Source organism: Flavobacterium sp. 22659, assembly GCF_052044235.1.
Classification (GTDB): Bacteria; Bacteroidota; Bacteroidia; order Flavobacteriales; family Flavobacteriaceae; genus Flavobacterium; species Flavobacterium johnsoniae.
The window spans coordinates 25,175-52,030 of the sequence record NZ_JBQEMU010000009.1 but is presented as its reverse complement, the minus strand read 5'-3'; the positions used below and the strand labels follow the sequence as shown (position 1 = coordinate 52,030).

Below are 26,856 nucleotides of genomic sequence, written 5' to 3'. Positions count from 1 at the left end.
CGCGAATTTCACGAATTTACACAAATTGTTTTTTACGAAACAGGAGATAAATTAGTGTAAATTAGTGAAATTCGTGGCAGCTTTATTTTTAGCAATCTGCCATGTTTACTGCCACGGCAAGACCTCCTTCAGAAGTTTCTTTGTATTTAGAATTCATATCTTTTGCGGTTTCCCACATTGTATTGATTACTTTGTCTAAAGGCACTTTTGCGTTTTTAGAATCAGTTTCAAGCGCCAGTTCAGCTGCATTTATGGCTTTTATGGCACCCATAGTATTTCTTTCGATGCACGGAATTTGAACTAAACCGCCAATAGGATCACAGGTTAAACCTAAATGATGCTCCATTGCAATTTCGGCAGCCATTAAAACCTGAGCAGGAGTACCGCCCATTAATTCGCAGAGTGCCGCCGCAGCCATAGATGACGAAACACCAATTTCGGCCTGACAACCGCCCATTGCTGCAGAGATTGTTGATCCTTTTTTAAAGATACTGCCAATTTCTCCGGCAACCATCAAAAATTGTTTGATTTCTTTTTCTCCGGCATCATGGTTTTCAATTACCATATAATACATTAAAACCGCCGGAATAACGCCTGCGCTTCCGTTAGTCGGCGCTGTAACAACTCGTCCTAAAGAAGCATTTACTTCATTTACGGCAAGAGCAAAACAGCTTACCCATTTTAAAATCTGACGGAATTTAACTTCGGTTTTTCTAATTTCTTCCAGCCACGATTGAGGATCGTTGTAATTTGATAAACCAATTAAATTTTGGTGCATATCAAAAGCTCGTCTGCGAACGTGCAGTCCGCCCGGAAGAATACCTTCTGAGTGACAGCCAATATACATACATTCGAGCATCGTATTCCAGATACGCATTAATTCTGAATGGATTTCTTCTTCAGAACGCATTGATTTTTCGTTTTCATACACAATTTCAGAAATCGATTTGTTTTCAGAAACTGTATAATTTAAAAGTTCAACCGCATTTTGAATAGGAAACGGAAATGCACATTTTATAACTTCTTTTATTTTGGCATTTTCGCGTTCTTCTTTCACTACAAAACCACCGCCTATAGAGTAAAATGTTGATTCGTATTCTGAATCATCATTTTTATAAGCCGTAAATTTTAATCCGTTGGCATGGAAAGGAAGAAAATCTTTATTGAAAACAATATCCTGCAGAAAATAAAACGGGATTTTAAATTCATTTGCAAGATTGATTTCGTTTGTGTCTTCGATTGTTTTGATAATTCCGGCAATATTCTCAACCGGAATATATTCTGGATCCTGACCACTTAAACCAAGCATAACCGATAAATCTGTAGCATGACCTTTTCCGGTTAAGGAAAGTGATCCGTATAAATCGACTTTTACTCGTTTAATCTGGTCTAAAATCGACTCGCTTTTTAACTCTTCGAGAAAGCGTTCGGCAGCTCTCCACGGACCCAAAGTATGTGAGCTTGAAGGGCCAACGCCAATTTTAAGCATATCAAAAACAGAGATACATTCTTCCATTGTTCAATTTTTGTTAAGACAAAGATAATTGAATAATGCAATGATAGTTTAGTTTTGATTGTTAATCTTGCATATTTGTTAAAAAAAATATTAAATTTTAATAATTCGGCAACTAAATAAATTTAATTGTTTAATATGCGGTTTTCGTTTAAAGTTTGTGTTTTTTCGGTATTTTTGTAAGGATTCAAATGGGTAAATCTGTAATTTCTTTTGATTCTTCAGACTTATCTGTTTGTGTTAACTTCAAGGATTTCGTTTTAATGCTGTAAATGTCTTTTTACGAAAAATTTAGAATACCACAAGAAGATAAAATTACATTATGATAGAATTTTTCAAGCATTTTTTACACGAATTCGAACTCCCTCTCAACAACCCGGTATTGATTTTTTCGTTAATACTTTTCATTATTCTGCTGTCGCCCATTTTACTTAAAAAAATAAATATTCCCGGAATCATTGGTTTAATTATTTCTGGTGTTATCATAGGTCCTCACGGATTAAACATACTGGCAAAAAATTCTGCTGTAGATTTATTCTCGACAATTGGGCTTTTGTACATTATGTTTATTGCAGGTCTTGAATTGGATATGAATGAATTTAAAGCCAATAGAAACAAGAGTTTATTATTTGGTTTTTTTACTTTCATTTTACCGCTTTCTATAGGTTTTCCCGTTTGTTTTTACTTACTGAAATACGATTTTAATGCCAGTTTTTTAACAGCAAGTATGTTTGCAACGCATACTTTGGTTGCGTACCCTATTGTTAGTAAACTAGGAATTGCAAAAAATCAGGCTGTAGCTATTACGGTTGGAGGAACAATTTTAACTGATACTGCTGTTTTAATTATTCTGGCCGTAATTATGGGAAGCGCACAGGGAAGTTTAAATCAGGCATTTTGGATTAAGTTAGGTGTTTCTCTGGCAATTTTCTCAGCCATTATGTTTTTGGTTATTCCAAGAATTGCCAAATGGTTTTTTAAGAAACTGGAAAGTGAAAAACACGCCCATTATATTTTTGTTCTCTCAGTCGTTTTCTTTGCGGCATTTTTAGCCGAAGTAGCAGGAGTAGAACCTATTATTGGAGCATTCGTTGCTGGTTTGGCATTAAATCCTTTAATTCCGCATTCATCAGCTTTGATGAATAGAATTGAGTTTATTGGAAACGCTTTGTTTATTCCGTTTTTCCTGATTTCGGTTGGAATGCTGGTTGATATCAGTGTAATTTTAAGCGGGCCTACAGCTTTAATCGTTGCCGGAACATTGAGTGTTGTGGCTATTTTTGGAAAATGGATTGCAGCATTTTTTACACAGGTCGTTTTTAAATATACTAAAACCGAAAGACAGCTTATTTTTGGGTTGAGCAGTGCGCACGCGGCCGCAACTCTGGCTGTAATTTTAGTAGGCTTTAAAGCTAAAATTCTAGATGAAAATATATTAAACGGAACCATTATTTTAATTCTGATAACGTGTATTGTAGCTTCTTTTGCAACGGAAAAGGCGGCAAAAAAAATCGCAATCTGTGAAGAAGAAGTTTCTCATGAAGATGCCGATAAAAATCAAATTTTAGATGAACATATTTTAATTCCGCTGGCAAAAACTTCGGCGACAGCCAGTTTATTAGATTTTGCACTTTTAATTAAAGATAAAAAATCATCAAATCCAGTTACACTTTTAACCATTGTGCCCAATAACGATCAGGCGGAAAAGAACATTTTAAAATATAAAAAAGCAGTTGATAAATTCGTAATTCAGGCTTCTGCTTCTGAAGTAAAAATAAATACAATTGCCAGAATCGATCATAATCCTGCAAGTGGAATTGCTAGGACTTCCAAAGAAATTATGTCAGATATTGTAATTGTGGGCTGGCCTAGAAAAACCGGTTTTATCGATAAAATCTTTGGAGAAAATGTAGATTCTATCATTAATAATGTAGATAAAAGTTTATTTATCTGCAGGTTCCAGAGAACTTTTATAGAAGAAAAAAGGCTGGTATTTATATGTCCGCCATTTTCAGAAAGAGGAGTTGGTTTTCAGGTATTATTACAGAAAATTTCACGATTATCTCAGGAATTAAGTATTCCTATTGTAATTTATGCCGAATACAAAACGCATCAAACAATTCAGCAAATTGCAAATAATCTTCGACTGAATACTAAACTAGGATTTAAGAGCGTTATAGAGTGGGATGATTTTGAATCTATTTCAGATGAAATCCGCCAAACAGATTTAATCGTTTTTAATTTATCCCGAAAAGGGTCAGTTTCCTATCATTCAATCTTTGACAGGCTGCCTCAGAAATTTGAAAAATTCTTCAACGATAATAATATTATACTAGTTTATCCTCACGACGATCGAAAAGAAAGTGCCATGGATGCTTATGAAGATTTTACGGCTACGCCGTTAACTAAAAGTCTGGAAGCAATTGAGCAGATTGGTCGTGGTTTAGGAAGCATCTTAAAAAAAAGCTAGTATAAATAATTATCAGCATTAATAAATGAGACTAAAGTTTCCGTTAATAGTATTAACATTTTTAAGCTTCGCAGCGAATGCACAAAACAAAATGAAAAAAGTTGAAGAACTTATAGACAAAGCCGATCCGGGCTGGACTCTGGTTGAAGATTGGATTAAAACCGCACAAAATAAAGTAGAGATTTTACCTGCTGATGCTGCAAAAGCAAAAGAGGCTTTGTATAAGACACAAGTTACAACCCGTTCGTCAATGGGAGCGGTTGTTTTTAATACCGGCGGACTTTTGATTGATGACGGCTGGATTAGGATTTTGGGTTCGGGAAATTCGAAATTTGACCGCACTCTTCCGGATTGGAACAAAGGAAAAACGTTTACTGAATTTGGTGAAGCACCACCGTATTTATTAATTGCAGATGATGCTATTGGCGGTTTTTATCTTTTAAATGGCGGCGGATTGGGAACTGACATTGGTAAAATCTATTATTTTTCTCCGGATAATTTAGAATATGAACCACTTGATGTTACGTATTCTGAGTTTTTAGGTTTTTGTTTTAATAATGACCTGGATAAGTTTTATGAAGGAAACAGATGGAACGGCTGGAGAGAAGAAGTTTCGAAACTAAAAGGCGATGAAGTGTTTAATTTCTATCCTTTTTTATGGACAGCCGAAGGAAGTGATATTAATAAAAATTCAAGAAAAATAATTCCTGTTCAGGAACAATACGGCTTGAATATCGATTTAAGAAAACAGCTTGGGTTTGAAAAGTAATTTCTAATAGGTATAAAATGAACCATAATATCAAGTCAATACGACCGTTTATTGGAGCTCAGGATTTTGAGATCTCCAGAAGTTTTTATCGTGAATTAGGGTTTGAAGAAATAGTTTTAGAATCTAATTTTTCTGTTTTTAAATCTGGTGAAACGGCTTTTTATCTTCAGGATTATTACGATAAAAACTGGATCGAAAATACTATGATTTTTGTAGAAGTTGATGATGTTGAACGTTATTACAATGAACTTCTGGCTTTAAATCTTCCTGAAAAATATAAAGGAGCAAAGTTAACTCCAATACGATATTTAGACTGGGGAAGCGAATGTTTTCTGCACGATCCTTCTGGTGTTTTATGGCATTTTGGAGTGTTTAAAAAATAAAGGGCAGATTTAATTGAATTAAAAGAACCCCGATTATAAATTATCTCAAACAAAATTCGCCCAGAACTTTTGTATTGCTTTTACGCTGGTACCAGTCATTGTAAACCAATTCTAAGCTTTTTACATTAAATTCCCCAAAATCGTAATCACGATATTTTTCTGCGATTTGTATTAATTTTTCTGGATCAAGAAGTTTTTCCTGAAAACGCATTACTGTAGCATGAGCAGTAGATATTGTATATCGGCTGTCGATGCTTTGCTGCAATTGAGAGTTTTTAAAATCCTCGCGAAGTTTATTTCGTAAATTATTTAAGGTTTCATCAGTTGGAAAACCCTGAATCATAATTGCAGAAGGCGAAGCGGTAATTCCTTTAAACTGAATTGTAATTTTATCTACATCAACCAGACTTTTACAGATAAGCTGAATATAATCGTTTGGAGAAATATGGCTTAAATTAAAATTTTCTGAACAGGAAATAATCGACATTACAGTAATATGAATATCAGAATCAGGATAATAATACTGTTCTGGTTCAACTTGTTTTAATTCATTTAATAAGACCTGAATATTAGCCTTTATTTCATCGCTTGGGCGAATGAGCAGAGTTATGCCAAATCGGGAATCAGATTCGTTTTTAATTTCAGAATCAATCGAATATTTTCCTGTCAAAATACTTTTTGAAGAAGTTGTATATAATTGATTATAATGTTCAGTTAAATTCATTTATGATTATTTCTTTTTTGCTTTTTGAAGATTTTCCTGAACTCTAAATTTTACAATTTTTGTAATTAAATCGTAAGGCATAGGCTGATTTAAAGGAAACTGAACAGAACCTTTTCCTGATTTGTATTTTGAAAGTTCTGCCGCAAAAGCCTCGTGACCGCTTGGCAGTGCATATAAACCAATATGATTTTTAAAAGCGGCAAAATAGACTACAATTCCATTTTGGTCAAAAGCCGGCATCGAATAACTTATTTTCTCTTTGGCTTCTGGCGCAGCTTTTTGGATTGTCATTCGAACTTTCTCTAAAATTTCCTGAACATCATTTGGAAATCCTCCAATGTATTCGTCGATATTTTCGGGTTTTTTCGTTTCCATGAGTTTTGTTTTTTTGTTTCGGTTTCAGATTTTAAGTTGAAACTAAAAAACTTGAAACCTGAAACTTTTTTTAAGCCAATCCTTTCGGAAAACGATCCAGAACTAAATTTAACAGCAATTGATGTTCTAAATACGCTTTTGCTCCGGCTAAAACTAATGTAAAACCTTCTGTAGAGTTACGAACCTGATCGATGATTTTATCTGAATCGCCATGAAAGCCTGAATTGGTTATGCTTACAAAAGTTTCGTTTTCGTCTAAGGGAGTAAAAACCCATTCTACCAAAGTAGTTTCATCTGGATTTCCCCATTCTATGACAATTTTTTTATTTTCCTGCAAAACCAATGTTGTAACCGACAGCGAAAAACCATACATTTCCCAAGTCCATTCGGTTTTTTGATTTTCTTCTAATTTACCCGAACCTTTTGTAAACCAAAATTTACGAGTGATTTCGGGATTTATAAAAGCCTGAAAAACTTCTGAAACAGGTTTTCTTATCAGCATTTCGGCCTTTGCATATTTGTTGTTTTCTGTTTTCATTTTTTTATAATTAAATATTATTTGTAGAAAGAAGGAAATGTAAAGATAATTCTAAATTTTTACTTTAACTTTTGATTTACAGAATTGTAAGTTATGATTTTTCTTTGTCAATCCATTTTCCAACCGTTGGCGGAATATAATTTCTCATTTTATTCAATAAATCATCAATGTTATCGCTTACTAAAACCATTGAAGCGTTTACGTCTTTCAATAAACCTTTTTCAACCATAACTTTAAGAAGTTCAATAAGTGCATCATAAAATCCGTCGATGTTTAAAATAGCAATAGGTTTTTTATGAAGTCCTAATTGTGCCCATGTAAGCATTTCAAAAAGCTCTTCTAGAGTTCCAAAACCTCCGGGAAGTGCAATTACACCGTCACATAAATCATTCATTTTGGTTTTGCGTTCGTGCATGCTTTCAACCAAAATTAATTCGGTTAAACCTAAATGTGCTATTTCTTTTGATCTTAAAAAATTAGGAAGCACACCAATTACTTTTCCTCCTGCATTTAAAGCTCCGTCTGCAACAGCGCCCATTAAGCCTACGTTTGCGCCTCCGTAAACCAATTCTATATTTTGTTCGGCAAGCGTTTTTCCTAAAGCTATTGCCTGTTCTTCATAAATTTTTTCAGTGCCAAAACTTGAAGCACAAAAAACGGTTATTCTTTTCATTTTTGTTTTTTTTATTATTTTGAGAAGTAAGAAGCAAGAGGTAAGATAATTTAGAAGGTCAAAATCTTTCCTCTTGCTTCTTATTTCAAGTCTCATTATTTCTTCAATTCATATTCAAAATACGGAGTATCAACACCATTTACCTTAAATAGGATATCATTAATTTTTTCTGCTCCAAGTTTTAAAACGGCTTTCTGTGAACGGAAATTTTCTGCCCCAACATGAAAAAGCACCGAATTAACGTGTTGAAAAGCATAATCAATCATTATTTTTTTGTTTGCTTTGTTATATGGTCCGCCCCAATATTTTCTGGTTATAAAAGTATAGCCAATTGCAACACTTGATTTTTCGGGATTGTAATCGTAAAAACTGGTTGTTCCCATTATCTCATTGGTTTGTTTATCGAGAATTAAGAACGAACCTTTTGTAATTATGATATCAAAAAAAGTTTTGAAAGCCTCTCTTTCATGTCGGTTTTTTACAGGATTCTGTTCCCAAATCAGCGGATCAGAAGCAGCTTCAAATAATGCTTCAAAATCTTTTTCCTTTAACGGGATTAGTTTTGTGAGTTCATTTTCTAAAACATCAGGCTGTAAATTGAAATTTGATATCATGATTTTTGGTTTTTCTGTTAGTTTTTTGTCTGCAGATTAATGAATTTAGGGTCTTTAAATCTTTTTGATCTGAACGCATGAAACATTCTCCATTTTAATCTGTTTTCCTGTTTTTTTCAATAAACCTGTTTTCGAATCTCTCTTAAAAACAATTACATTTCCGGTTAAAACATTCGATGCAATCAAAAATTTTCCGCTTTCGTCTATTGCAAAAATTCTAGGATGTTTTCCTAAAGTAGACTGGTAACCAATGTTTTTAAGCAGTCCATTTTCGTCAATAGAGAAAATAGCAATATTGTTTTCTTTCCCACGATTTGTGGCATACAGAAATTTTCCGTCTGGAGAAATATGAATGTCAGAACTTTCAAAACCTTCTTTTATTTTATCTGGATGTGAAGCAATACGCTGTATTTTATTTAAAACGCCATTATCATAATTATACACACTTATCTGCCCAGCCATTTCTTCAATACAATAACCCCATTTTTGATTAGGATGAAAAGTAAAATGTCTTGGTCCGGCTTCTAAATCTGTTTTTGTAAATGGGTTTTGGGTTTCGATTAAAGGTTTTTTCTGAGAAGCATCAAAAGCATAACAACGAATTTTATCTGCACCTAAATCGGGTAAAAACAAATAATCGCATTGCGGAGAAAATACTGCCGAATGTACGTGAGATCTTGTCTGCCTGTCTTTGTTTACACTTCCGTCTGTATATTGAAAGTTCTGCGCAATTGAATCGATTTTTCCATTTTCTAAAAGAGGATAAACCGAAACGCTTCCTTCTGTATAATTTGCATTTGCCAGCCATTTACCGCTTTTGTGAACGCTTACATATACCGGATTTTCTCCGCCGCTTCTCTGGCTGTTTAAAAATGTCAGCGTTTTATTTTCGGGATTAAACTCAAAACTGCTCACGCTTCCTGCATTAGGTGTTTTAGTATCTGTACAGGCATACACGTATTTTCCGTTTGGAGAAATCGTTAAGTAGGACGGATTTATAATGTTTTTTGCAGCCGTTACTTTTGTAAGCTTTCCGTTTAATGTATCCAATTGATATATCTGGATCGCTTCTGCAGTTTTATCGCGGTTATACGATCCTAAAAAGACATACGTATTTTGTGAGAAAGCATTAAATGTTAGTAAAAAGGTTAGTAATAAGAAGTTTATTTTGGTTTTCATTTTTGGTTTTCATTTTTGGTTTTCAGGTTTCAAGTTTCAGGTTTCAAGTTTCAGGTTTCAAGTTTCAAGTTTCAGGTTTCAAGTTTCAGGTTTCAAGTTTTCAGGTTCCAATTATAATTCATAATTAACCATTCACAATTCACAATTAATTAACCCCTTTCCACCATTGTTTAAATTGTTGATTTTCATTTTTTAATTCGACTAATTCGCCAATCATTGGTGTAATTAACGGAATTGGTTTTTCGCTCAAACTATTTAATTCTGTTACTCTTATCAAAGGTTCGTCCCAGGAATGAAGCGATAAAGCAAATTTTGAAGAATGAACTGGAAAAACTCTTTTTGCATGTAAGTCTTTCATCGCTTTTATAACATCTTCGGGCATGTTATGAATGTATTTCCATTTTTCGTTGTATTGGCCGTTGTCGATCAAAGCAATATCAAACGGGCCGTATTTCTCTCCAATTTCAGCAAAATGCTTGTCATAACCGCTGTCTCCGCCCAAATACATTTTAAAGTCTTTGGTTTCTAAAACAAAAGAAGTCCAAAGTGTGTTACAGCGTTTAAAACTTCTGCCGGAAAAATGTCTTGAAGGAGTTGTATGTAATGTTAGATTTTCATCTAATTCAATTTTTTCAAACCAGTCTTTTTCAATTACATTTTCTGTTGGAAATCCCCAAAATTCAAAATGTGAACCTACACCAAGAGCGGTAATTACTTTTTTTGTTTTGGGTTTTAATTTAAGAATGGTTTCATAATCCAAATGATCATAATGATCGTGTGTAATCAATAAATAATCAATTTCCGGAAGATCATCAACAGTATAGATATCTGAACCTTTAAATGACTTTGTAGTTCCCGAAATAGGTGAGGCATTGCCGCTAAAAACAGGGTCGATTAAAAAACGTTTTCCTTCAAGCTGAATAAAATAAGAAGAATGTCCAAACCAAACCAAAACATCCTGGTCTATGGGAAGTACATGCAGATTGGTTTTTACAGACGGAATTAAATCGGTTGGAATTTTTCGTTCTACTTTTTTGAAGAAAAATTCAAGCAAAACTCCAGCCATACTTGTACCTTCAGCTAAATCTGGCGTAAAGCTCTGATTCTCGAATTTCCCGTTTTTATATTGAGGTGAGTTCTGAATTAAAGTGAATCTTTCGCCGGAAGGTGCTTTTCCAAATTTTGGATGCTGCAAGAAATTGTAAACAATAAAACCTATTAGGATTATAAGAATTAGAAATGTAATCATTTTTATTTTTGGGGATATAGTTTTTGAGTGTAATCAATCGAAAGTAAAATTACCTTTTTTAAGATGTCAATATCAATATCAGCTAATTTTTTAATGTAAATACAAGCTTTAGAAGAAATATGTCTGCCAAGTTTAGGTAAAAGTTCTTCTCTTTCTTTTTCAGGCAGATAAAAATAAACGGTCATGGCTGTTTTTCTTGGAGAAAAGCCGGCCAGAGGAGCATCGCCTTCATGTCCGCTGTCATATTTGTAATGATAACTTCCAAAACCTATAATGCTTGGTCCCCACATTTTGGGTTCAAAACCAGTTATTTCCTGTACTATTTTAAGTAGTTCAAAAGCGTCATTTCGTTTGTTTTCGTCTGGAACCGCATTGATAAAATCAATTACACTGTATTCAGTTTCGGTTGTTTTATTTTTAGCCATTGCATTTATTTTTTATTTAATAAATCGCTTTTGAGTAAAATGTTTTTGATTTTAAATCCTGCAGCATAAAACAAACTGGAATCTTCGGGCATTTGATTTTCTAAAACAATTAAACTCACATCACTTTGAGGAAAATACAAATTTACAGAAGAAAACCCGTCGCCTAACCCGGTATGCCCTAAATATTTTACGGTTTCTTTTTCAATAATTCGTATTCCGTATCCATAAGGTTCTTTTTCTTTTCCAAAGAAATTATGCTGTGATAAAATTGTATTTTTTGTCAGCAGTTTATACGATTCTGGTTTTAGTATTTTTCCTTTATGAAGATTATTATCCCAGATTGCCAAATCTGAAACAGTTGAAATTATGCCATCGGCACCAAAGCTTTCAGGTGTAATTTGTGAACCAGTTACAGGTTCTATTTTATTTTTTGAAGAGAAATATCCTGTTGCCAGATTCTGTGCTTTGTCTTTAGAATAACAAAAAGTCTGGTTCATTTTTAATTTCTTAAAAAGTGCATCGGCAGTTTCGTTGTAACTTTTCTTTGTACTGAATTCAACAATTTTACCAATTAAATTAAAACTTAAATTTCCGTATTTAAATTGAGTTCCGGGTTTAAATGCCAAAGGTTTCTGCAAATCGACAATTCCGTGCGAATGATTTAAAAGCTGGTGTACTGTAACCGTGTCTGCCCAGGTTTGGGTTAATTCAGGAAGGTATTTTTTTATGGGTGAATTTAAATCGACTCTGCCTTTTTCGACTTCGAGTAAAACTAAAACCGCAGCAATCTGCTTGCTGTTTGACATGATCTCAAATTGAGTATCGATTGTTAAAGGTTTTTGGGTTTCAAAATTGGCAGATCCTTTTACTTTTGAATATAACGTTTTTCCGTTTTTTGAAATTAAAACCACACCATTAAAATCTGAAGAAGTGCTGTTTTGAATAATGCTGTCAATTTTTGAAGCGTAATTGTCTTTTTTTTGTGCCGATGAATGACAGCTGCAAAGGATAAACAATAGAAATGTAAAAGAAGAAAATTTCATTTATTTTGGATGATGGTTGTTGGTTGTTGGTTGTTGGTTGATTGTTTATAGTTTGTTGTTTATGGTTTGTTTTACTGATTTAATTCTGATGAATAATTTATAATTAACAATTCACAATTAATAATTAATTTAAAACATTCCGTTTTCGTTAACTGTTTCATTTGGAATCTGCTGTCCTAAATCCCAAAGTTCTATTATTTTATCTTCTTTGAATTTTAAAATGTGTACAACGGCAAATCCAATATCAGCTGGCGTTTGTTTTAAATGCGAATGCACAGCAACGAGATTTTCTTCTTCGATGATGTGATGAATTGTAAATATCTTATTTGGATTTTTCCTTGCAGATTCTTCCATTGCGAGCATTAAAGTCTCGGCATCGCCTTTAAAATAAGCATTGTGATGTTTGAAATTTTCATGCACATAAAGTTTGAATCCTTCATGCGAGTGTCCGCTTGCAGCTAGTTTTAAGAAGTTTTGTGCAATTTCTTTCTTAGTCATAATTTTAAGATATAAATCGAAACTAAGTTATGAAATAACTATGTAGAAATTAAATAATATTTAAGCCATTAGATTTTAAATAATGGTTGTTATTAATAACCTTTTTTGCTTCTGGACTAATCCAGAAATTAGGACGAAACAATTTTGTATTGCTTTGTAATTTTGCTTTATTTGATATTGCTTTTATGTTTTTTATCAAATTCTCAAACAAATTATAAGTTGTAAAAGTATGTGCGTCGATGAAATTTCTAAAATTATCATTTGAGAAGCTTACTAATTTTGGATATGTTAATTCTAATCCAATCGTTCCTTCTTCATTCATATATGCAACACTTAAACTTTCTTTAATCTTAAAATAGGTAAGGTAGAAAGGTCTTATATTTATTACTGGTTCTGTAGGTTGAACTGATTTAAATTCATTTGAAATCAGTCCTTTTTTGTTAGTAATACTTTCGAATTGTATTTTATTAATATCGTCTATTATTGATATTCTAATTTTACTTTCAAAAGGCCATTGTTCTTTTCTATCAAGCTTCTCTTTGTTAATTAATATTTTATAAAAGAAATTTTCATAGTTATCAAATAGAAGATGTTTTTCTGTTTTTTCGTAATCAATTTCAACTCTTGAATTTGTTACAACAAAATCATAGGTTTGTTTTTCGAAAATTGATTTAAATTCTTGTGGTGTTACTATAAAATTAAATGTATTCCATCCTTTTCCAGAACCTAATCCTCCAAAATAAGACATTATTGTAAAATTTAAAATTAAATCAAAAATATAGTATTTTTATTATTTTTTAAGAATTAAATTTTATAAATTTTCTGATTTAATTTCAGAAATATCGATGCCTAATTTTGTAAATTCTTTTTCGCCTAAATCTGTAATATAAAAGTGTTTGTCTGAATTGTTTTTCTTTGCAATCCAGCCTTTTTCGACAAAAGAAACGGCAAGTAACTGCCCGAGTTTTCCGCCAATATGTTCGTAACAAATTTTTGCCGGTTTTTGTTTAGCTGATTCGTTTTTCATGTTATGGATTTAATATTCAAATTTCAATTGTTTTCTGCAGACTAATTTTAACGCGAGGTATGCCATCGGAATATAAGCAAAAACTAAATCGATAAGTGTAAACCAGGTTGGTGATGGGAGAGAGCTGACACTAATAATACCGCCAAATAAGAAAAAAGCGCCAATGGCTAATGCCAGTTTCTTTTTATGATTTACAGCAAGTAATGCAGTTGTAACGGCTCCGGCAAATGTTCCTGCCGCATGGGCAAGAAAAGGAAAGAGAAAATGTTTTGCCTCAAATAAGTGAATTGTTTTTTGAAGTCCTTGTATTGTTGTGTTATCAGCTCCTTCCGGAAGAGGGATTATTGAACTGCTGATTAAAATTATGCTCATGTTTATTAAACTTCCAATGATAATTCCGACAGTAACGGCCAGAGTATTTCTTAAAAAGGGGTTCATAATTTTTATTTTGTTCTTACGAATTTATGAAAATTATGAATTGCATTTACTTAAAATATTTTTTAATTGAAAGACTGCCTGAACTCTAAAGGAGAAACGTTTGTCTTGGTTTTAAATAATTTACTAAACGATTGCTGATGCTCGAAACCTAATTCGAAAGCAATTTCACTTACAGATAAATTTGTTGTAGAAAGTTTTTCTTTTGCTTTTTCTATAAGTTTATTATGAATGTGCTGCTGGGTGCTCTGTCCTGTCAGATGTTTTAAAAGTCCGCTTAAATAATTGGGCGAAACATTTAGATTTTCTGCAATGTACTGTACCGTAGGAATTCCTTTTTTTATAATCGAATCATTGTTGAAATATTCTTCGAGCAGTTTTTCTAAACGAGCCAGAATTTCATGATTGTTTATTTTTCTGGTTATAAACTGGCGGTTGTAAAAGCGTTCAGAATAGGTAAGCAATAATTCGATTTGCGCAATAATTACGTCCTGACTGAATTTGTCAATGTTAGACTGGTATTCCTGCTGAATATTTTTCATGATATCAATAATCATTTTTTCTTCTTTATCAGAAAGATGCAGAGCTTCATGAACTGCATATCCAAAATATTCATATTGTTTTATTTTCTGGGCAAGCGGTGTATTCCATAAAAAATCAGGATGAATTAAAAGAGAATATCCTGTATGCTGCAGTTCTGAATTGCCTTCAATAGAAAAAACCTGACCCGGAGCAATAAATAATAAAACGCCTTCTTTAAAATCGTATTCCTGCTGGCCGTAGCGCATTTTGGCATTTGCATTTCTTTTTAATGCAATGGAATAAAAATCAAGAATAAGACTTTTGGGTTCTTCTTTGTTGAGGTATTTTAAATCCTCAAAATTATAAACACTCACTAAAGGGTGTTCAGGTTTTGGCAAATCTCGAAACTCATGAAATTCGCTTATGCTTTTTACTCGATGCGGGTGTTGATTTGCCATAACCTAAATTACTTATTTTTAATTATAAATTGCAGCAAATTCTTCTGCATAATCTGTCAGTTTTGTTTTTCCTAAAACTGCTGGTTTGTTTTTCAAATAATCCTGAGCCAGTGTACCATTATAAAGCGCGGCATACATTTCAACCAGACCGTTGGCGATTTTTGGCTGCATACCAGCAGAAATTAAGCCATTTAAGGTTTCTTCATCACTAATTAATTCCCATTTTAAGTCTGGTCTGCCTATTGCTTCGCCTAATATTTTTGCGGTTTCGTGTCCGGTTAGTTCCTCGCTTGCCACATAACGGACTTTTTTTCCTTGAGACGAAGTTGTGATTTCTTCCGCAATTGCCGCTGCAATATCATTTGGTGAAACCCACGGAATCATAGAATCTGCTCCATAATTGGCCGCAATGAAGCCCAGATTTTTGATCATTGGAATGTAAGCCAGTAAATTGTAATAGAACGAAGTTGGGCGCATAAATGTTATCGAAACATCTGATAATGTATTTAAAACGGCTTCGATTTCGTTGTAACGCTGAATAATTCCTGATTTTTCTTTTAAATGCGCTCCAATACTGCTCAGAAAAACGACACGTTTTACACCAGATTGTTTGATTGCTTCGGCATAATTGTTTCCAATTTTACGGGTAAAAGCATCTAAATCAAGATTTGGATCGAAATAATTGGCACGCGGAATCATACAATATACAGCATCTGAATCTGTAAAAGTTTTAGTTAAAAATGCTAAATCTTCTACAGATCCAATAGCTGCTTTTGCGCCTAATTTTTCGATTTCGGATTGTCTTTCTGTATTGCTGGCAATTATGGTAACAGTATGTCCTTTTTGTATTAATTCTTTTGCCAGAGGCTTGCTGATGTTCCCTAGAGAACCTGTAATAGTAATTTTCATCTGTTCTAATTTTTGATGTTACAAAGTTGCAATGCATCAAATAAACAGCTGTAGCCAAATCTACGAATGTTGTAGTCTAAATAAGATTCTGAGCTTCTAAGTTTCTAAGCTGCTGAGTTTTTTAGCTTTTAGATAATCTTTTTTCGTTTTCTGTTTGTGGTTTTCCGGTTGCGTTTGGTTCGCCTTTTCCGGTTTCAATAAGTTTTTTTAAACTATTTTGAATATAATTTGTCCAGGCACCTCGGCAGATTTCAAAACATTCATATTCTGAAGTTAAACCAAAATGGGTAAAACGAAGTTCTGTTTTTCCGTCTTTTACTGTAATTTCAAAAGTAGGTTTTGTTCCTGTCCATTCTGTTTTGTCTTCTGTAAAATTGAAATAATTTTCTTTAACTAACCAAACCACTTTTTGATTCGGAATCACTTCAATAAGTTCAATTTTACAGCGATGAACGTCTTCGTAATGATAATCAAATTCATCATTTTGTGCGGCTGTATTTCCTTCTATTTCTTCAGACCACCAGCCTCGAACATTGGTAACGGCATTAAAAACATCTTCTGGTGACTGGCTCACAAGTATTGTTGTAGTAAAATCTGCTGTATTCATTTTTATGGTTTTTAAAATTGAATATCAAATTTATTGCTTAAAAATCAGTAAGTTGGGTTTTTAAAAGACAATTGTAAGGGGGATTTCGGACAAAGATTAATTTAGATTTTAGATTTTAGATTTTAGATTTTAGATTTGATATTGATATTGAATTTGATGTTGATATTGAATTTGCCTCTATGAAATTTTTACACACATCCAGCCGGCTTTAACGATGGGTTTGTCGTTGATGTATGCAGTCCCTTGTTGTTTTATTATTTTTTCGCCTAAACGAATATTTTCAATTGCAAGTTTTATTTTGTCTCCAAATTTGGCTTTGCCGTAAAATTCTGCATTTTCAATGCTTACTAAACCAAATATTCCATCTGTTATTCCCAAAAGTTTTACGCCTGCACCGCCGCATTGCGCCATAGCTTCTATTAAAATGGCTCCGGGTATAAAATCGAATATTTTAAAAGTACTTTTTAACCAGTTGTCTTTTTCGCCAAATGTTTTAAAGCCAATTATTTCTTCTTTAGTATAGGATATAACTTCATCTACGAAAAGAAATGGTGCTCTGTGCGGAATAAGACTTTCAATATTTTTTGACATGCTTGTAATTTTTGTTCCTTGCAATATAAGTAAAATCTGGGGATTATTCTATGTTGAAATTTTATCCATTTTTGAGTTTCAGATCAGATAAATTTTAATTTTTCAACGATTTTTAATTGTTATTCATAAGTTCTTGATTTTTGAGGTTAATCAATATTTTTTGAAAGCTCAAAAAGAATATAAGTTCCGTTGCCGGACTGGCCTTTTTCTTTTGCCGTAAATCCTGTTTTTATATAAAATTCTACTGCCTTGCTATTGTTTTCGAGGCATTTTAAAGTCAGCGGAAGCTTAAATTTATTAATTGCAGCTTTTAATAATGCCGTTCCAATTTTCCGGCCTTGGTGTTTTTGATCGACATACAAATGATGAATAAAATTAGCAGGCATCCAGATCGAAATAAAACCTACAGGAATGTCGTCTAATAATGCAACGAGAATATGTTCTCCCTGTGTATGTTTTTCAAAATCATCTAATTGAAATTCTGAGGTGTCAAGCCATGAAAAAGTTCTTTGTCTTTCTTTTAAAAATAGGTTTTTCAGTGTTTCGTAATCTTTATTTCTAATTTCGGTTATTTCCATGAAATGATTTGCTGCTCTATTCTTTTAAAAGGAGCTTTTTTAAGTTTTAAATGCTAATTGTTGAAGTTCTGATTAAAAGTTGAGGTTATATTAGCGACAAATTCTTTAGTGTATTCTCCGGTTTGGTCTAAATCCGGATCGAGAATTGTAATTTCGAGTCCGCTTAGTTTTTGACTTTGAAACAAATAGGAGGTAAGTTCATTAAATTCGTCGTAAGTCAGTCCGTCTGGAGTTCGGCTGTCTACGCAGGGCATAACAGAGTCGTTTAAAACATCGACATCGATGTGCAGCCAGAAACCGTCTAGCTTTTTACTTTCAACTTCTAAAAGAAAAGACTGTACAGAGTTTTTAATACCTTGTTTTCGTAATTCTTTTAAACTTAAATATACTGCAGAAGATTTTCTGATTTCATTTTCGTATTCGTCATCATATTCGCGATTGCCCACACACCAAATGTTTTCTTCTTTTATGTATGGAGACAAGTTAAGAATATTGGTTAATTTTTCGTGTCCGTTTCCAGTAACAATAGACGCAATCATGCCGCCTGTACCGCCGGTTTCAGATAAAGAAACATCCATAAAATCAGTATGACCGTCGAGATAGAATAGACCGTAATTTCCTTTTTGCTTTAAAGCCATTGCGGTTCCTAAAAGTATACTGCAGTCGCCGCCAAGTACAAACGGAAATTTATTGGCGCTGATTAAATTGTTTATCAAATAAGCCTGTTCTCTGGCATAAGTAACTAATGAGTCTGCATTTAAAATAGTGGTTTGAGGATCTTTTATGTTTGAATATCTGGGCGGATCAAGTCTTACGATATTTTTTGGTGTAATGGCTTTATGAAGATTGTGTTTCCATAACCAATCGGGCAGACGGTTTACGCCTGGTTCTTTTCCGGTTTGAGGTTCTTTTAAGCCCAAATTAGAAGTGAATTCGACAATAGTTATTTCTTTCATAATGCTTTTTTTTGAACCTAAAGTTATTAAAATATATGGCTGTGGAAGTTTTTTTAACAGTCCAAAATAAAAATCCGATCTGTTTTATTGCAAATCGGATTTTGATATTCTATAAATACTGTTTATTGATTTTGAAAAATAATAATGTCATTAAACTTTTCCACTTGCTCTATTATGAAAAGACTGTCATTGAAGTAATCCATATCAAAATCTTGATCTCCCCAAATTTCAAAACGCTTTTTTGATGCTTTTAATTTTTCTTTATCATAAGGGGTTTCATTCCAGTCTTCTTCTAAATAATCGGCAATTTCGAGTGCTTCTTGATTTACATGTTCTTCTTCTGCTAAATAAATATAGAAGTTATATTCGTCATCAAAAGTTATAGTAATTTGATTATCACTTAATGTGATTTTATTATCAGATTCTTGATAAAAGGCATCTAGAAACTCTTTTAAAACCTTAATATCTGCATTTGAAGACGGTGATATATAAGCTGAATAGGAATAAAAAGAATTTGCCATTTATTTTCGGTTTAAATCGGTTATTAATAAAGGATTGTTTTCTTTTAATTTATTTACCAGTTCTTCAACAGTTTCGGGGTTTTCTTTGATATGTTCATATTCTGCAGAAGTAATTCCAACGATTTGCAGAAAAGAAACTTCGCCGTGATGGGTTTGTATTTTTTCTATTTCGGGATCGTTTACAAAAACCAGCGCAGTAATATCGGTTTCGGTGTCAAGTCTTATAGGACCATTGGCCGGCATATAATGAAATTCTTCAAACCAGTTACCTGTACTAAAAACATATTTGGCAATATTCTGCAAAAGTGCAACCGCCCAGCTTGGGTTTCCGTTATCGGCTTCAAAAGGTTTAAGCCTGAAAGTAAGTTCAAATCCCCATTTACTGAATTCTCCGTTGACTTTTTCTTCATTATAGTACAATTCTGAAAAGCCATAGGTTACAAAATGAAAATGATCTTCTTGCTTTTTACTTTCGTAAATACTGACACCGTCAAGCGGACTTTCTCCGCCTAACATATAGCTGATTGCCGGTGCAAAATGTTTGGGTTCTTGTTCTGGATAAAGCTGATCAAATACTTTGTCAATTTCTAACCATCCAACAGAGTCGTCTTCTGAAAATTCTTTTTTATATTCTTCTAAAGTCATATATCTCTTTTTGTGATTTTAACGAGATACAATATATGACTTTTTGATATTAAGAAGAAACTTCTTTTAATTAATAAACTTTTAATTTATTCATTATTTGTTCGACAGCAAGTTCCAAACCTTTAGAGTAGTCTCCTTTTTTAAATTCTGGTACTGCATAAGTGGTTATAATATTCTGGGTGTCATTATCACTTAATTTATAACGAATAAGATCAATGCTTTGAACCTGAATTTGTCTTAATTGTTTGCTTACAACGATTAAAATAGTAGGGTCTAGTTTAGGATCGACTGCCAGATATTTGTCTAACTCAAGAGCATAATCAGGAAAAGAGGTATAAGGCTCTATCGTAGATGTGGTTACTACGGTAATTTTATAAAGATGTTTTTTTTCGAATGCTTTCAGTGTATTGGTAAGTGTTGTAATTTGATCGGCATTCATGATTTTTTCGAAGTCGTTTACATAGTCATAAGGTCTTGAAAAAACGTTTTTTGGATCGGTATTTACATTCTTTTCTTTTTTTGCCTGAGAAAATACTATACTTGGTGAAAACAAGATAATTAAAATAATGAAGAATATTTTTTTCATCACACTTGCAGATTAGATTTGGTGCTGCAAAAGTAGCATATTCTTTATTTTAAACAGACGAAAAAAAGATTAGTTTTTTGTTTTAAAATGAAAAATAATTTTTTAAAACCCGTATTTTAATTCTGCTTGTTTTGATATTTTGGCAATAGTGCCTTACTGGCTTTTTAAAAATAAAAAATCCGATTTATCTTCTGCTAAATCGGATTTTTTATTTTATTGAAATAATGGTATCAAGTGATTCCATTTTAGTTTTTCAGCATAATCTAAAGCTGTTTTGCCCAGATGATTTTTAGCATTTTTGTCTGCGCCAGATTCTAGCAAAACTTCGACTGATGTACTATTTCCTGCAATAGTTTCGCGATGTAAAAAAGTATAACCCAATTCATCTTGCGAAGTAAGTTCTTCCGGATTGTTTTTTACAAAATCGATAAGGCTCTCTTTCATGTTTTTGCTCATAGGATGTTCTATAAGATTTTCTGGTTTTTCTTTTTGGTCAGACACTACCAAAATATCGTTGTAATCTCCAAAATCTAATCCCCAGGCTTCGTCATGTTCATTTCTTTCATCTTCGCTCATTTCAGATCGCATGGCGTGTATGGTAAATGCTCCGTAAGTTTTTCTCTGGCTTGCAAATAACCAGTCGCTGATTTGGTTTACCGGAATTTCAATTTCGTCTCCATTATTTACATTCGTTAATTCGTTTGGCTGGTTTACCAAAGTTCCATAAATAGTATCGCCGTCAAAATTTACGTCGTTAATCCACATGTGTTCTAAAACAGTTTCACCGTCTATTTCCTGAGTAAATGCCAGTTTTACGCAGGCAACGTCTAGTCCGGGAATTATTCTGCGGTATTCCCACGATAATTCTCTCCAGAAATATTTAAAGGTTTCTTGTGCTTTTTTGTAGGCTTCGATCATTTTTGGATTTTCTCCATCGGCAAAGAATATTGGTGTGTTTTCCATTGTATATTTTTTTATAAAGTAACTTTTGTGATTGTGCTATTTTAACGAATAAAAAACCGATTTGTTTTGCAAATCGGTTTTTTAATCATCAAAAGAAGTGGAATTTAGAAATTTACATCGTCTGCGATATTTCCGCCTTGTTCAGCAGCAAATTTGGCTGCATATTCTTTTTGTTTTGCTTGTTGATAATCGTGAAATTCTGTAATGTCTGCTGAATTCCAGTTTTGGTTTTGCTCTGTCATCCATTGCATTGCGACAGACTGAAAATCGGCAAGGTTGATTCCAAAAGTATCTAAAATCCATTGAGCGCCGTCAATTCCGTATTCGTAAGCCGCTTGTCTTGCACCTGCTAGTTCTTCGTAGAAATAACGATCAGTTTTTATTCTTTCAAGATTTGCTGCGCCTTCTTCTGAAATTTCAGCTTTCAGGTTTTCTAATTGAGGAACTGTTACATTTTCGGCATAATACTGGCCAAATAAAGTTGTAACGGTAAATGAAGTATCTTCGCCCATACGCTGCGGCCAGATTGTGTTTAATTCTTCCCAAACTGCTGGTTCAAATCCCATTGCTTTGCAAACTTCTAGATAATCTACTCCTGCACTTATTTTAAGACACATTGCCGTGTAAGTTCTTAAATCTACACCGTGAACTGGTTCTAAAAACGGATTATTATCGTCTACTTTTACAAAACCCGAAGTTTGAACTCCGCTGTATTTTAAAGAATTAGCGTGTTCAAAACGAATCATTTGGTCTGAATCGCAGTTGTTCCATTCTGTATAAACTGTTCTTCTATAATTAAAATAGATGTTTTTAATATCTTTATCTTCAAGGTTTTCTCCGCTTGCACGTTCGTCTGCAATCCATGCTTCGGCTCTTTCAGCTACTTCTGCATCAAAATCTTCTACAGTATAATGTGTTCCGTGTAAAGTTTCCGGATCGTATTCTACTTCCTGATATTCATCTTCATAATCATTTTCATAATTATCATTTGAAGTCTGCGCTTCATAGTTTTGGTTTTCCTGCTTATTGTCTCCAGTTAGAGCTCCAAAAAGTTTTTTAAACATTTTTCAAATTTTAGGGTTAATAATTTATAGGTATTGTAATTGATTTTGATACATTTTTTCGTTGTGCTCTTTTAAATCGGGCGTAATTTTATTCCACTCGTCATACATGGCTCTTAAATAAACCTGATACAATTTTGGAGCATTTTTAATAGCAACTTGTCTTTGTTCTTCAAGATCGTCCATTTTTGCCTGAATTTCTGCCAAAACTTTTTTATCAGATTCGTGAATGGTGCTCAGGCTTAATTCATGACGTTTATGGTACAAATCACGCTCTTTGTCTTTTTCACTTTCATAAGCGTCATACAAATGAGCTGTTCGCTGTTCTGCAAGTTCTTTGGCAATATTCTGAAGGTTTCTTCCCAGTGTACTTGGAGCAAATGTATTTTGTGTCTGGCAGTATGGGCATGTGATATAGGTTTCGATTAAAAATATTTTCTCGATTTCTATATTGCCGCCGCACTGCGTGCAGTTAAATTTGCTTTTGATGGTTTCGTATTCGTCCAGAATTTTTTTGTACTCGATTTCCAGATCGCGTTCCTGAGTTTTTTCGATTTGTTTTCTCCAATAGTCGTATTTATCGTCAAAATCATTGTAACGATCTGAACACGCACTTCTAAAATCAGATAATAAATCATGATTTTTGTCTAAAACAGAAACTCTTGAATCGAGGTCGTAATAAATACTGTCGATTTTTTCTTCGTGTGTATCTCTGGCTTTTTCCCTAATATTGTTTAACTGACCGTTTATGCCTGAATAAACTCTTTGAAAAGTCCTCTTGTACATATCTTCATCATCCTGCAAAAGCTGTTTTAACTCCGGAATTGCGGCTACAGCCAGTTCTTCCATTTTTGCTTCGAGTTTTTCTAAGAAAGCGAACCATCTTTGTTGTGATTCCTGAAGTTCTGCATACCATTCCGGGTATGATTCTCTGCTTACTTGATTTGTTTGGTTTGCTTGGTTTTCTTTGTTTTTTGATTTGTTAAATAGTCCGAACACGTTATCTAATTTTTAAATTGAATTATCTTCTTTTTTAATATAAACCCCGTCTGTAAGTTTTACGTTTAAAAACTCAAATCCGCAATAGGCGCAATGGGTTAAACCGTCTTGTTTTGCTCTTCCTGCACCGCAGTTTGGGCAGTCTTTTGCATTCATTTTGGCTTCGGTAATTTCCATTTCACCTCCATAATTGGTTTGTTTCTGTGCATTTTCTTTGAGTCTGCTCAAAAACGAATTGACTTTTTTTTCTTCCATTACAATTGGCTTAATAGTTCAGTTTTCTTGTTTTTGAATTCATCTTCGTCAATTAAACCAGCGTCAAATAAAGATTTCAGTTTTTGAAGTTTAGACGTTAAATCGTCTGCTGTTTCCTGCTTTGGTGTTTCTTTATTCTGCTGTAACTGGTTTAAAAGAATTCCCATGGTCACGGCATTTTGTGTTGCATCGTGAAGCGCGGTTCCTTTGTCGCCAATTGCCGTTGCGGTATTGAATTTGGTAAATTTATCCATATCGGTTACCATATTCATATTGGTGATTTTATCGTAATGTGCTGTAACTTCTTCCGGCAAGGTTACGCTTGTAATTACAAATTGGGTTAACTCGATACCTAACTGCTCAAAATAGGGTTTAAGATAAGGCTCGATTTTTTTTCCTAATTGTGTAATATTTCCAGCAACATCAGTAACGGTAATATTTTCGTTTGCCAAAACTTCTCCAAATTTTGGTGCCACAAAATCTCGTAACTGATTTTGCAATTCGAAAATGGTAAGCTGTTTGTAAGTTCCGGCATATTGACGGAAGAATTTAGCAGGATCGGCAATTTTAATATCAAAACTACCGAAAGCGCGGATTCTGATTTGCCCAAACTGCGGGTCGTTCATCAAAATAGGAGCAGGAGTTCCCCATTTATTATTGATGAATTGGTGTGTGTTAAAAAAGTAAACGTCGACTTTAAACGGACTTTCGAAACCGTATTTCCAGCCTTTTAATTTACTTAAAATAGGAATGTTTTCTGTAGATAAAGTATGAAGTCCCGGAGAAAAAACATCTGCAAGCTGGCCTTCATTTAAAAGCATAACGTGCTGACTTTCACGAACGGTTAGTTTTGCTCCGTTTTTGATTTCTTTATCTTCATCATAAAATTTCCACATCAGTAAATTAGGATCACTCGTTGCGGCTTCGATTATTTCTATAAAAGGTAGTTTCATGAATTCTTATTTAGAAGAGCTAAAAATAAGAATTATAAGACATCTGTAATGTTTTTTTATATCAAGTTTTTAACAACTTTTTGTTTGTTAAATTTTAAGACTTGTATTGCGGTTTTGAATTTGTGTTTGGATAAAAGATGGTTCATTATTTTTGGGTGGTAATAATAAGTCTGTTTTTCTTTTGCTCGACAATTACAACGTCTCCTTTTTTGAATCCAAGCTTTTCAAGCCATTTGCCTTCTAGTTTAATTGATGGAACGGTAATGTTTTTGTAAGTTCTTTTCTGATATTTAGAATGAATTTTAAGTTTTCTCTCGTTGTTCATTGTTGTTGTTTTAAGACAAAGTTTTGTAATGACCAAATGTCTAACGAATAGTTGAGAATGTTATCAACTTAAAATATGACAAATCTGATTTTAAGACAAAGTATTGTCATTTCGACGAAGGAGAAATCTTCGCAAGTAACTCGACAAAGATTGAGGATATTCTATACGGAGTTTCTCGCGAAGATTTCTCCTTCGTCGAAATGACAAGATTGGGGGATTTACTTTGTAGAGTTTCTTTGTGGAATTTCTTGTGCGATTTCTCTCTTCGGTCGAAATGACAAACAAAAAAATCCGATCTGTTTTCACAAATCGGATTTAATTAATTGAGAATTATATATAACCGTAAAACGGTATATTTTTACAAGTGAATTACTTCGCCGTAAGCATCTGCTACAGCTTCCATAACAGCCTCGCTCATTGTTGGGTGAGGGTGGATAGATTTAAGGACTTCGTGACCTGTAGTTTCTAGTTTACGAGCTACAACTGCCTCAGCAATCATATCTGTAACACCAGCACCAATCATGTGGCATCCTAACCACTCTCCGTATTTTGCATCGAAGATTACTTTTACGAATCCGTCTGCAGCTCCTGCAGCTTTTGCTTTTCCAGAAGCTGAGAATGGGAATTTACCAATTTTTAATTCGTAACCTTTATCTCTTGCTTGTTTTTCTGTTAAACCTACAGAAGCGATTTCTGGAGTTGCATAAGTACAACCCGGAATATTTCCGTAATCGATTGGGTCTACGTGTAAACCTTTGATTTTTTCTACACAGTTAATTCCTTCTGCAGAAGCTACGTGAGCTAAAGCCTGGCCAGGAGTAACGTCTCCAATTGCGTAGTATCCAGGAATGTTAGTTTCGTTGTAAGCGTTTACTAAGATTTTATCTCTGTCAACAGCGATTCCAACTTCTTCTAAACCAATATTTTCGATGTTTGTTTTGATTCCAACTGCCGAAAGTACGATGTCTGCTTCAAGAATTTCTTCTCCTTTTGCAGTTTTTACAGTTGCTCTAACTCCGTTTCCTGTAGTGTCAATTTTTTCTACAGAAGAGTTTGTCATGATTTTTACACCTGCTTTTTTCATAGAACGCTCCATTTGTTTAGAAACGTCTTCGTCTTCTACAGGAACGATGTTTGGCATAAATTCTACAATAGTAACGTCTGTTCCCATTGAGTTGTAGAAATGAGCAAATTCTACTCCAATTGCTCCAGAACCTACGATAATCATAGATTTTGGCTGAGTTGGTAATGTCATTGCCTGACGGTAACCAATTACTTTTACACCGTCTTGAGGTAAGTTTGGAAGCTCACGAGAACGAGCTCCAGTTGCGATGATAATGTGATCAGCGCTGTATTCTGTAACTTTATTGTCTTTATCTGTAACGTCAAGTTTTTTTCCTGGTTTTAATTTTCCAAAACCTTCGATAACGTCAATTTTGTTTTTTTTCATTAAGAATTGAACTCCTTTGCTCATTCCTTCTGCAACACCACGGCTGCGCTGAATAACTGCTGGGAAATCTTTATCGAATTCAGAAACTTTTAATCCGTAATCAGAAGCGTGTTTTAAGTAATCAAAAACCTGAGCAGATTTTAGTAATGCTTTTGTTGGGATACATCCCCAGTTTAAACATACACCACCAAGATTTTCTTTTTCAACTACAGCTACTTTAAAGCCTAATTGTGAAGCTCTAATCGCTGTTACATATCCACCAGGACCACTTCCTAAAACAATAACGTCGTATTTCATTTTTTTGGTTTTTAATATTAACTATCGAAAATGAAGTTTATAATTTTCCGAAACTCATTTTTCGATGATTCTTTGTTATTTGTGCTTGCGAATTTAAGGATTTATTTTAAATGAACGCCTTTAAATTTGTTTTTACCGAGTGAGATTTTGGTCTTTTCACAGAGATTGAGGTAAAAGTTATACAAAAGAATAAAATATAAGTTGTATTGATTCTTTTTTTAGTAAAAAAGCAAGGAAGATCTATGTTTAATTTTCAAATAAAAAA

Annotated in this window: 33 protein-coding genes; 3 read left to right on the top strand and 30 right to left on the bottom strand. The window is 33.5% G+C overall.

Annotated elements, in window-relative coordinates:
- Positions 1-88 precede the first annotated feature (88 nt).
- On the bottom strand, positions 89-1,516 hold the full coding sequence (locus ACTJIW_RS11175) for an L-serine ammonia-lyase (RefSeq protein ID WP_121360531.1): 1,428 nt from the start codon (positions 1,514-1,516) through the stop codon (positions 89-91).
- A 319-nt stretch (positions 1,517-1,835) separates the two neighbouring features.
- On the opposite strand from ACTJIW_RS11175, the gene ACTJIW_RS11170 reads away from it, so the two are divergent.
- The 3 genes from ACTJIW_RS11170 to ACTJIW_RS11160 are packed head-to-tail and all read left to right on the top strand — an operon-like array spanning position 1,836 to position 5,135.
- Positions 1,836-3,983, top strand: coding sequence for a cation:proton antiporter (locus ACTJIW_RS11170; RefSeq protein WP_073408518.1), 2,148 nt, complete (start codon positions 1,836-1,838; stop codon positions 3,981-3,983).
- A 25-nt stretch (positions 3,984-4,008) separates the two neighbouring features.
- The gene (locus tag ACTJIW_RS11165) at positions 4,009-4,752 is read left to right on the top strand and encodes a DUF2625 domain-containing protein (RefSeq protein WP_183044564.1); all 744 of its coding nucleotides are present in this window, start codon (positions 4,009-4,011) and stop codon (positions 4,750-4,752) included.
- Between the two features lie 17 nt (positions 4,753-4,769).
- Positions 4,770-5,135, top strand: a complete 366-nt coding sequence (locus ACTJIW_RS11160) for a VOC family protein (RefSeq protein WP_073408516.1) — start codon at positions 4,770-4,772, stop codon at positions 5,133-5,135.
- A 40-nt stretch (positions 5,136-5,175) separates the two neighbouring features.
- Here the strand turns inward: ACTJIW_RS11160 and ACTJIW_RS11155 are convergent, their stop codons facing one another.
- From ACTJIW_RS11155 to lpdA, 29 genes are all read right to left on the bottom strand, one after another.
- Positions 5,176-5,859 carry a 2'-5' RNA ligase family protein gene (locus ACTJIW_RS11155; RefSeq protein WP_440715057.1) on the bottom strand — a complete coding sequence of 228 codons (684 nt, stop codon included), beginning with the start codon at positions 5,857-5,859 and terminating at the stop codon, positions 5,176-5,178.
- Positions 5,860-5,865: 6 nt separating this feature from the next.
- Positions 5,866-6,234: an iron chaperone gene (locus ACTJIW_RS11150; RefSeq protein WP_012026669.1), complete on the bottom strand. Its 369-nt coding sequence runs from the start codon at positions 6,232-6,234 to the stop codon at positions 5,866-5,868.
- A gap of 70 nt (positions 6,235-6,304) precedes the next feature.
- Positions 6,305-6,772, bottom strand: coding sequence for an SRPBCC family protein (locus ACTJIW_RS11145; RefSeq protein ID WP_440715056.1), 468 nt, complete (start codon positions 6,770-6,772; stop codon positions 6,305-6,307).
- Positions 6,773-6,863: 91 nt separating this feature from the next.
- Positions 6,864-7,445, bottom strand: coding sequence for a TIGR00730 family Rossman fold protein (locus ACTJIW_RS11140; protein ID WP_121360536.1), 582 nt, complete (start codon positions 7,443-7,445; stop codon positions 6,864-6,866).
- Positions 7,446-7,540: 95 nt separating this feature from the next.
- Positions 7,541-8,059, bottom strand: coding sequence for a GNAT family N-acetyltransferase (locus tag ACTJIW_RS11135; protein WP_440715055.1), 519 nt, complete (start codon positions 8,057-8,059; stop codon positions 7,541-7,543).
- Between the two features lie 54 nt (positions 8,060-8,113).
- Positions 8,114-9,238, bottom strand: coding sequence for a lactonase family protein (locus tag ACTJIW_RS11130; RefSeq protein WP_440715054.1), 1,125 nt, complete (start codon positions 9,236-9,238; stop codon positions 8,114-8,116).
- A gap of 145 nt (positions 9,239-9,383) precedes the next feature.
- Positions 9,384-10,487, bottom strand: coding sequence for an MBL fold metallo-hydrolase (locus ACTJIW_RS11125; protein ID WP_440715053.1), 1,104 nt, complete (start codon positions 10,485-10,487; stop codon positions 9,384-9,386).
- Between the two features lie 2 nt (positions 10,488-10,489).
- Positions 10,490-10,912: a DUF1801 domain-containing protein gene (locus ACTJIW_RS11120; RefSeq protein ID WP_440715052.1), complete on the bottom strand. Its 423-nt coding sequence runs from the start codon at positions 10,910-10,912 to the stop codon at positions 10,490-10,492.
- Positions 10,913-10,917: 5 nt separating this feature from the next.
- On the bottom strand, positions 10,918-11,955 hold the full coding sequence (locus ACTJIW_RS11115; protein WP_440715051.1) for a serine hydrolase domain-containing protein: 1,038 nt from the start codon (positions 11,953-11,955) through the stop codon (positions 10,918-10,920).
- A 129-nt stretch (positions 11,956-12,084) separates the two neighbouring features.
- Complete coding sequence (locus ACTJIW_RS11110; protein ID WP_012026661.1) at positions 12,085-12,453, bottom strand: nuclear transport factor 2 family protein; 369 nt, start codon at positions 12,451-12,453, stop codon at positions 12,085-12,087.
- Positions 12,454-12,502: 49 nt separating this feature from the next.
- Positions 12,503-13,201 (bottom strand): hypothetical protein, encoded by a 699-nt coding sequence (locus tag ACTJIW_RS11105; RefSeq protein ID WP_440715050.1) that lies wholly within the window; start codon positions 13,199-13,201, stop codon positions 12,503-12,505.
- 63 nt (positions 13,202-13,264) lie between these two features.
- Positions 13,265-13,480 (bottom strand): ArsR family transcriptional regulator, encoded by a 216-nt coding sequence (locus tag ACTJIW_RS11100; RefSeq protein ID WP_440715049.1) that lies wholly within the window; start codon positions 13,478-13,480, stop codon positions 13,265-13,267.
- 9 nt (positions 13,481-13,489) lie between these two features.
- On the bottom strand, positions 13,490-13,918 hold the full coding sequence (locus tag ACTJIW_RS11095; protein WP_073408506.1) for a hypothetical protein: 429 nt from the start codon (positions 13,916-13,918) through the stop codon (positions 13,490-13,492).
- Between the two features lie 62 nt (positions 13,919-13,980).
- Positions 13,981-14,895, bottom strand: coding sequence for a helix-turn-helix domain-containing protein (locus ACTJIW_RS11090; protein WP_149206610.1), 915 nt, complete (start codon positions 14,893-14,895; stop codon positions 13,981-13,983).
- Between the two features lie 18 nt (positions 14,896-14,913).
- On the bottom strand, positions 14,914-15,804 hold the full coding sequence (locus tag ACTJIW_RS11085) for an SDR family oxidoreductase (RefSeq protein WP_440715048.1): 891 nt from the start codon (positions 15,802-15,804) through the stop codon (positions 14,914-14,916).
- Between the two features lie 121 nt (positions 15,805-15,925).
- Complete coding sequence (locus ACTJIW_RS11080) at positions 15,926-16,411, bottom strand: SRPBCC family protein (protein ID WP_440715047.1); 486 nt, start codon at positions 16,409-16,411, stop codon at positions 15,926-15,928.
- A gap of 177 nt (positions 16,412-16,588) precedes the next feature.
- Positions 16,589-17,002 carry a 3-hydroxyacyl-ACP dehydratase FabZ family protein gene (locus tag ACTJIW_RS11075; protein WP_073408502.1) on the bottom strand — a complete coding sequence of 138 codons (414 nt, stop codon included), beginning with the start codon at positions 17,000-17,002 and terminating at the stop codon, positions 16,589-16,591.
- A 146-nt stretch (positions 17,003-17,148) separates the two neighbouring features.
- Positions 17,149-17,580, bottom strand: coding sequence for a GNAT family N-acetyltransferase (locus ACTJIW_RS11070; RefSeq protein WP_012026653.1), 432 nt, complete (start codon positions 17,578-17,580; stop codon positions 17,149-17,151).
- A gap of 53 nt (positions 17,581-17,633) precedes the next feature.
- Positions 17,634-18,536: an arginase family protein gene (locus tag ACTJIW_RS11065; RefSeq protein ID WP_149206613.1), complete on the bottom strand. Its 903-nt coding sequence runs from the start codon at positions 18,534-18,536 to the stop codon at positions 17,634-17,636.
- Between the two features lie 122 nt (positions 18,537-18,658).
- Entirely contained in the window at positions 18,659-19,057 is a 399-nt protein-coding gene (locus tag ACTJIW_RS11060) for a hypothetical protein (RefSeq protein ID WP_440715046.1), read from the bottom strand.
- On the bottom strand, positions 19,058-19,702 hold the full coding sequence (locus ACTJIW_RS11055; protein WP_440715045.1) for a suppressor of fused domain protein: 645 nt from the start codon (positions 19,700-19,702) through the stop codon (positions 19,058-19,060). It lies immediately after the preceding gene.
- 70 nt (positions 19,703-19,772) lie between these two features.
- A complete protein-coding gene (locus ACTJIW_RS11050) occupies positions 19,773-20,288 on the bottom strand; it encodes a TPM domain-containing protein (protein WP_012026648.1) in 516 nt (171 codons plus the stop codon).
- A 213-nt stretch (positions 20,289-20,501) separates the two neighbouring features.
- Complete coding sequence (locus tag ACTJIW_RS11045; protein WP_440715044.1) at positions 20,502-21,251, bottom strand: DUF2314 domain-containing protein; 750 nt, start codon at positions 21,249-21,251, stop codon at positions 20,502-20,504.
- A 104-nt stretch (positions 21,252-21,355) separates the two neighbouring features.
- On the bottom strand, positions 21,356-22,315 hold the full coding sequence (locus tag ACTJIW_RS11040; protein ID WP_012026645.1) for a DUF6620 family protein: 960 nt from the start codon (positions 22,313-22,315) through the stop codon (positions 21,356-21,358).
- Positions 22,316-22,339: 24 nt separating this feature from the next.
- Positions 22,340-23,311 (bottom strand): hypothetical protein, encoded by a 972-nt coding sequence (locus ACTJIW_RS11035; protein ID WP_440715043.1) that lies wholly within the window; start codon positions 23,309-23,311, stop codon positions 22,340-22,342.
- A 12-nt stretch (positions 23,312-23,323) separates the two neighbouring features.
- Positions 23,324-23,566, bottom strand: coding sequence for a hypothetical protein (locus ACTJIW_RS11030; protein ID WP_012026643.1), 243 nt, complete (start codon positions 23,564-23,566; stop codon positions 23,324-23,326).
- On the bottom strand, positions 23,566-24,519 hold the full coding sequence (locus tag ACTJIW_RS11025) for an SPFH domain-containing protein (protein WP_012026642.1): 954 nt from the start codon (positions 24,517-24,519) through the stop codon (positions 23,566-23,568). The genes ACTJIW_RS11030 and ACTJIW_RS11025 overlap by 1 nt, the downstream gene beginning before the upstream one ends.
- A gap of 145 nt (positions 24,520-24,664) precedes the next feature.
- Entirely contained in the window at positions 24,665-24,844 is a 180-nt protein-coding gene (locus tag ACTJIW_RS11020) for a SymE family type I addiction module toxin (protein ID WP_121360553.1), read from the bottom strand.
- A gap of 358 nt (positions 24,845-25,202) precedes the next feature.
- Entirely contained in the window at positions 25,203-26,591 is a 1,389-nt protein-coding gene (gene lpdA / locus ACTJIW_RS11015; protein WP_440715042.1) for a dihydrolipoyl dehydrogenase, read from the bottom strand.
- Between the last annotated feature and the right edge of the window lie 265 nt (positions 26,592-26,856).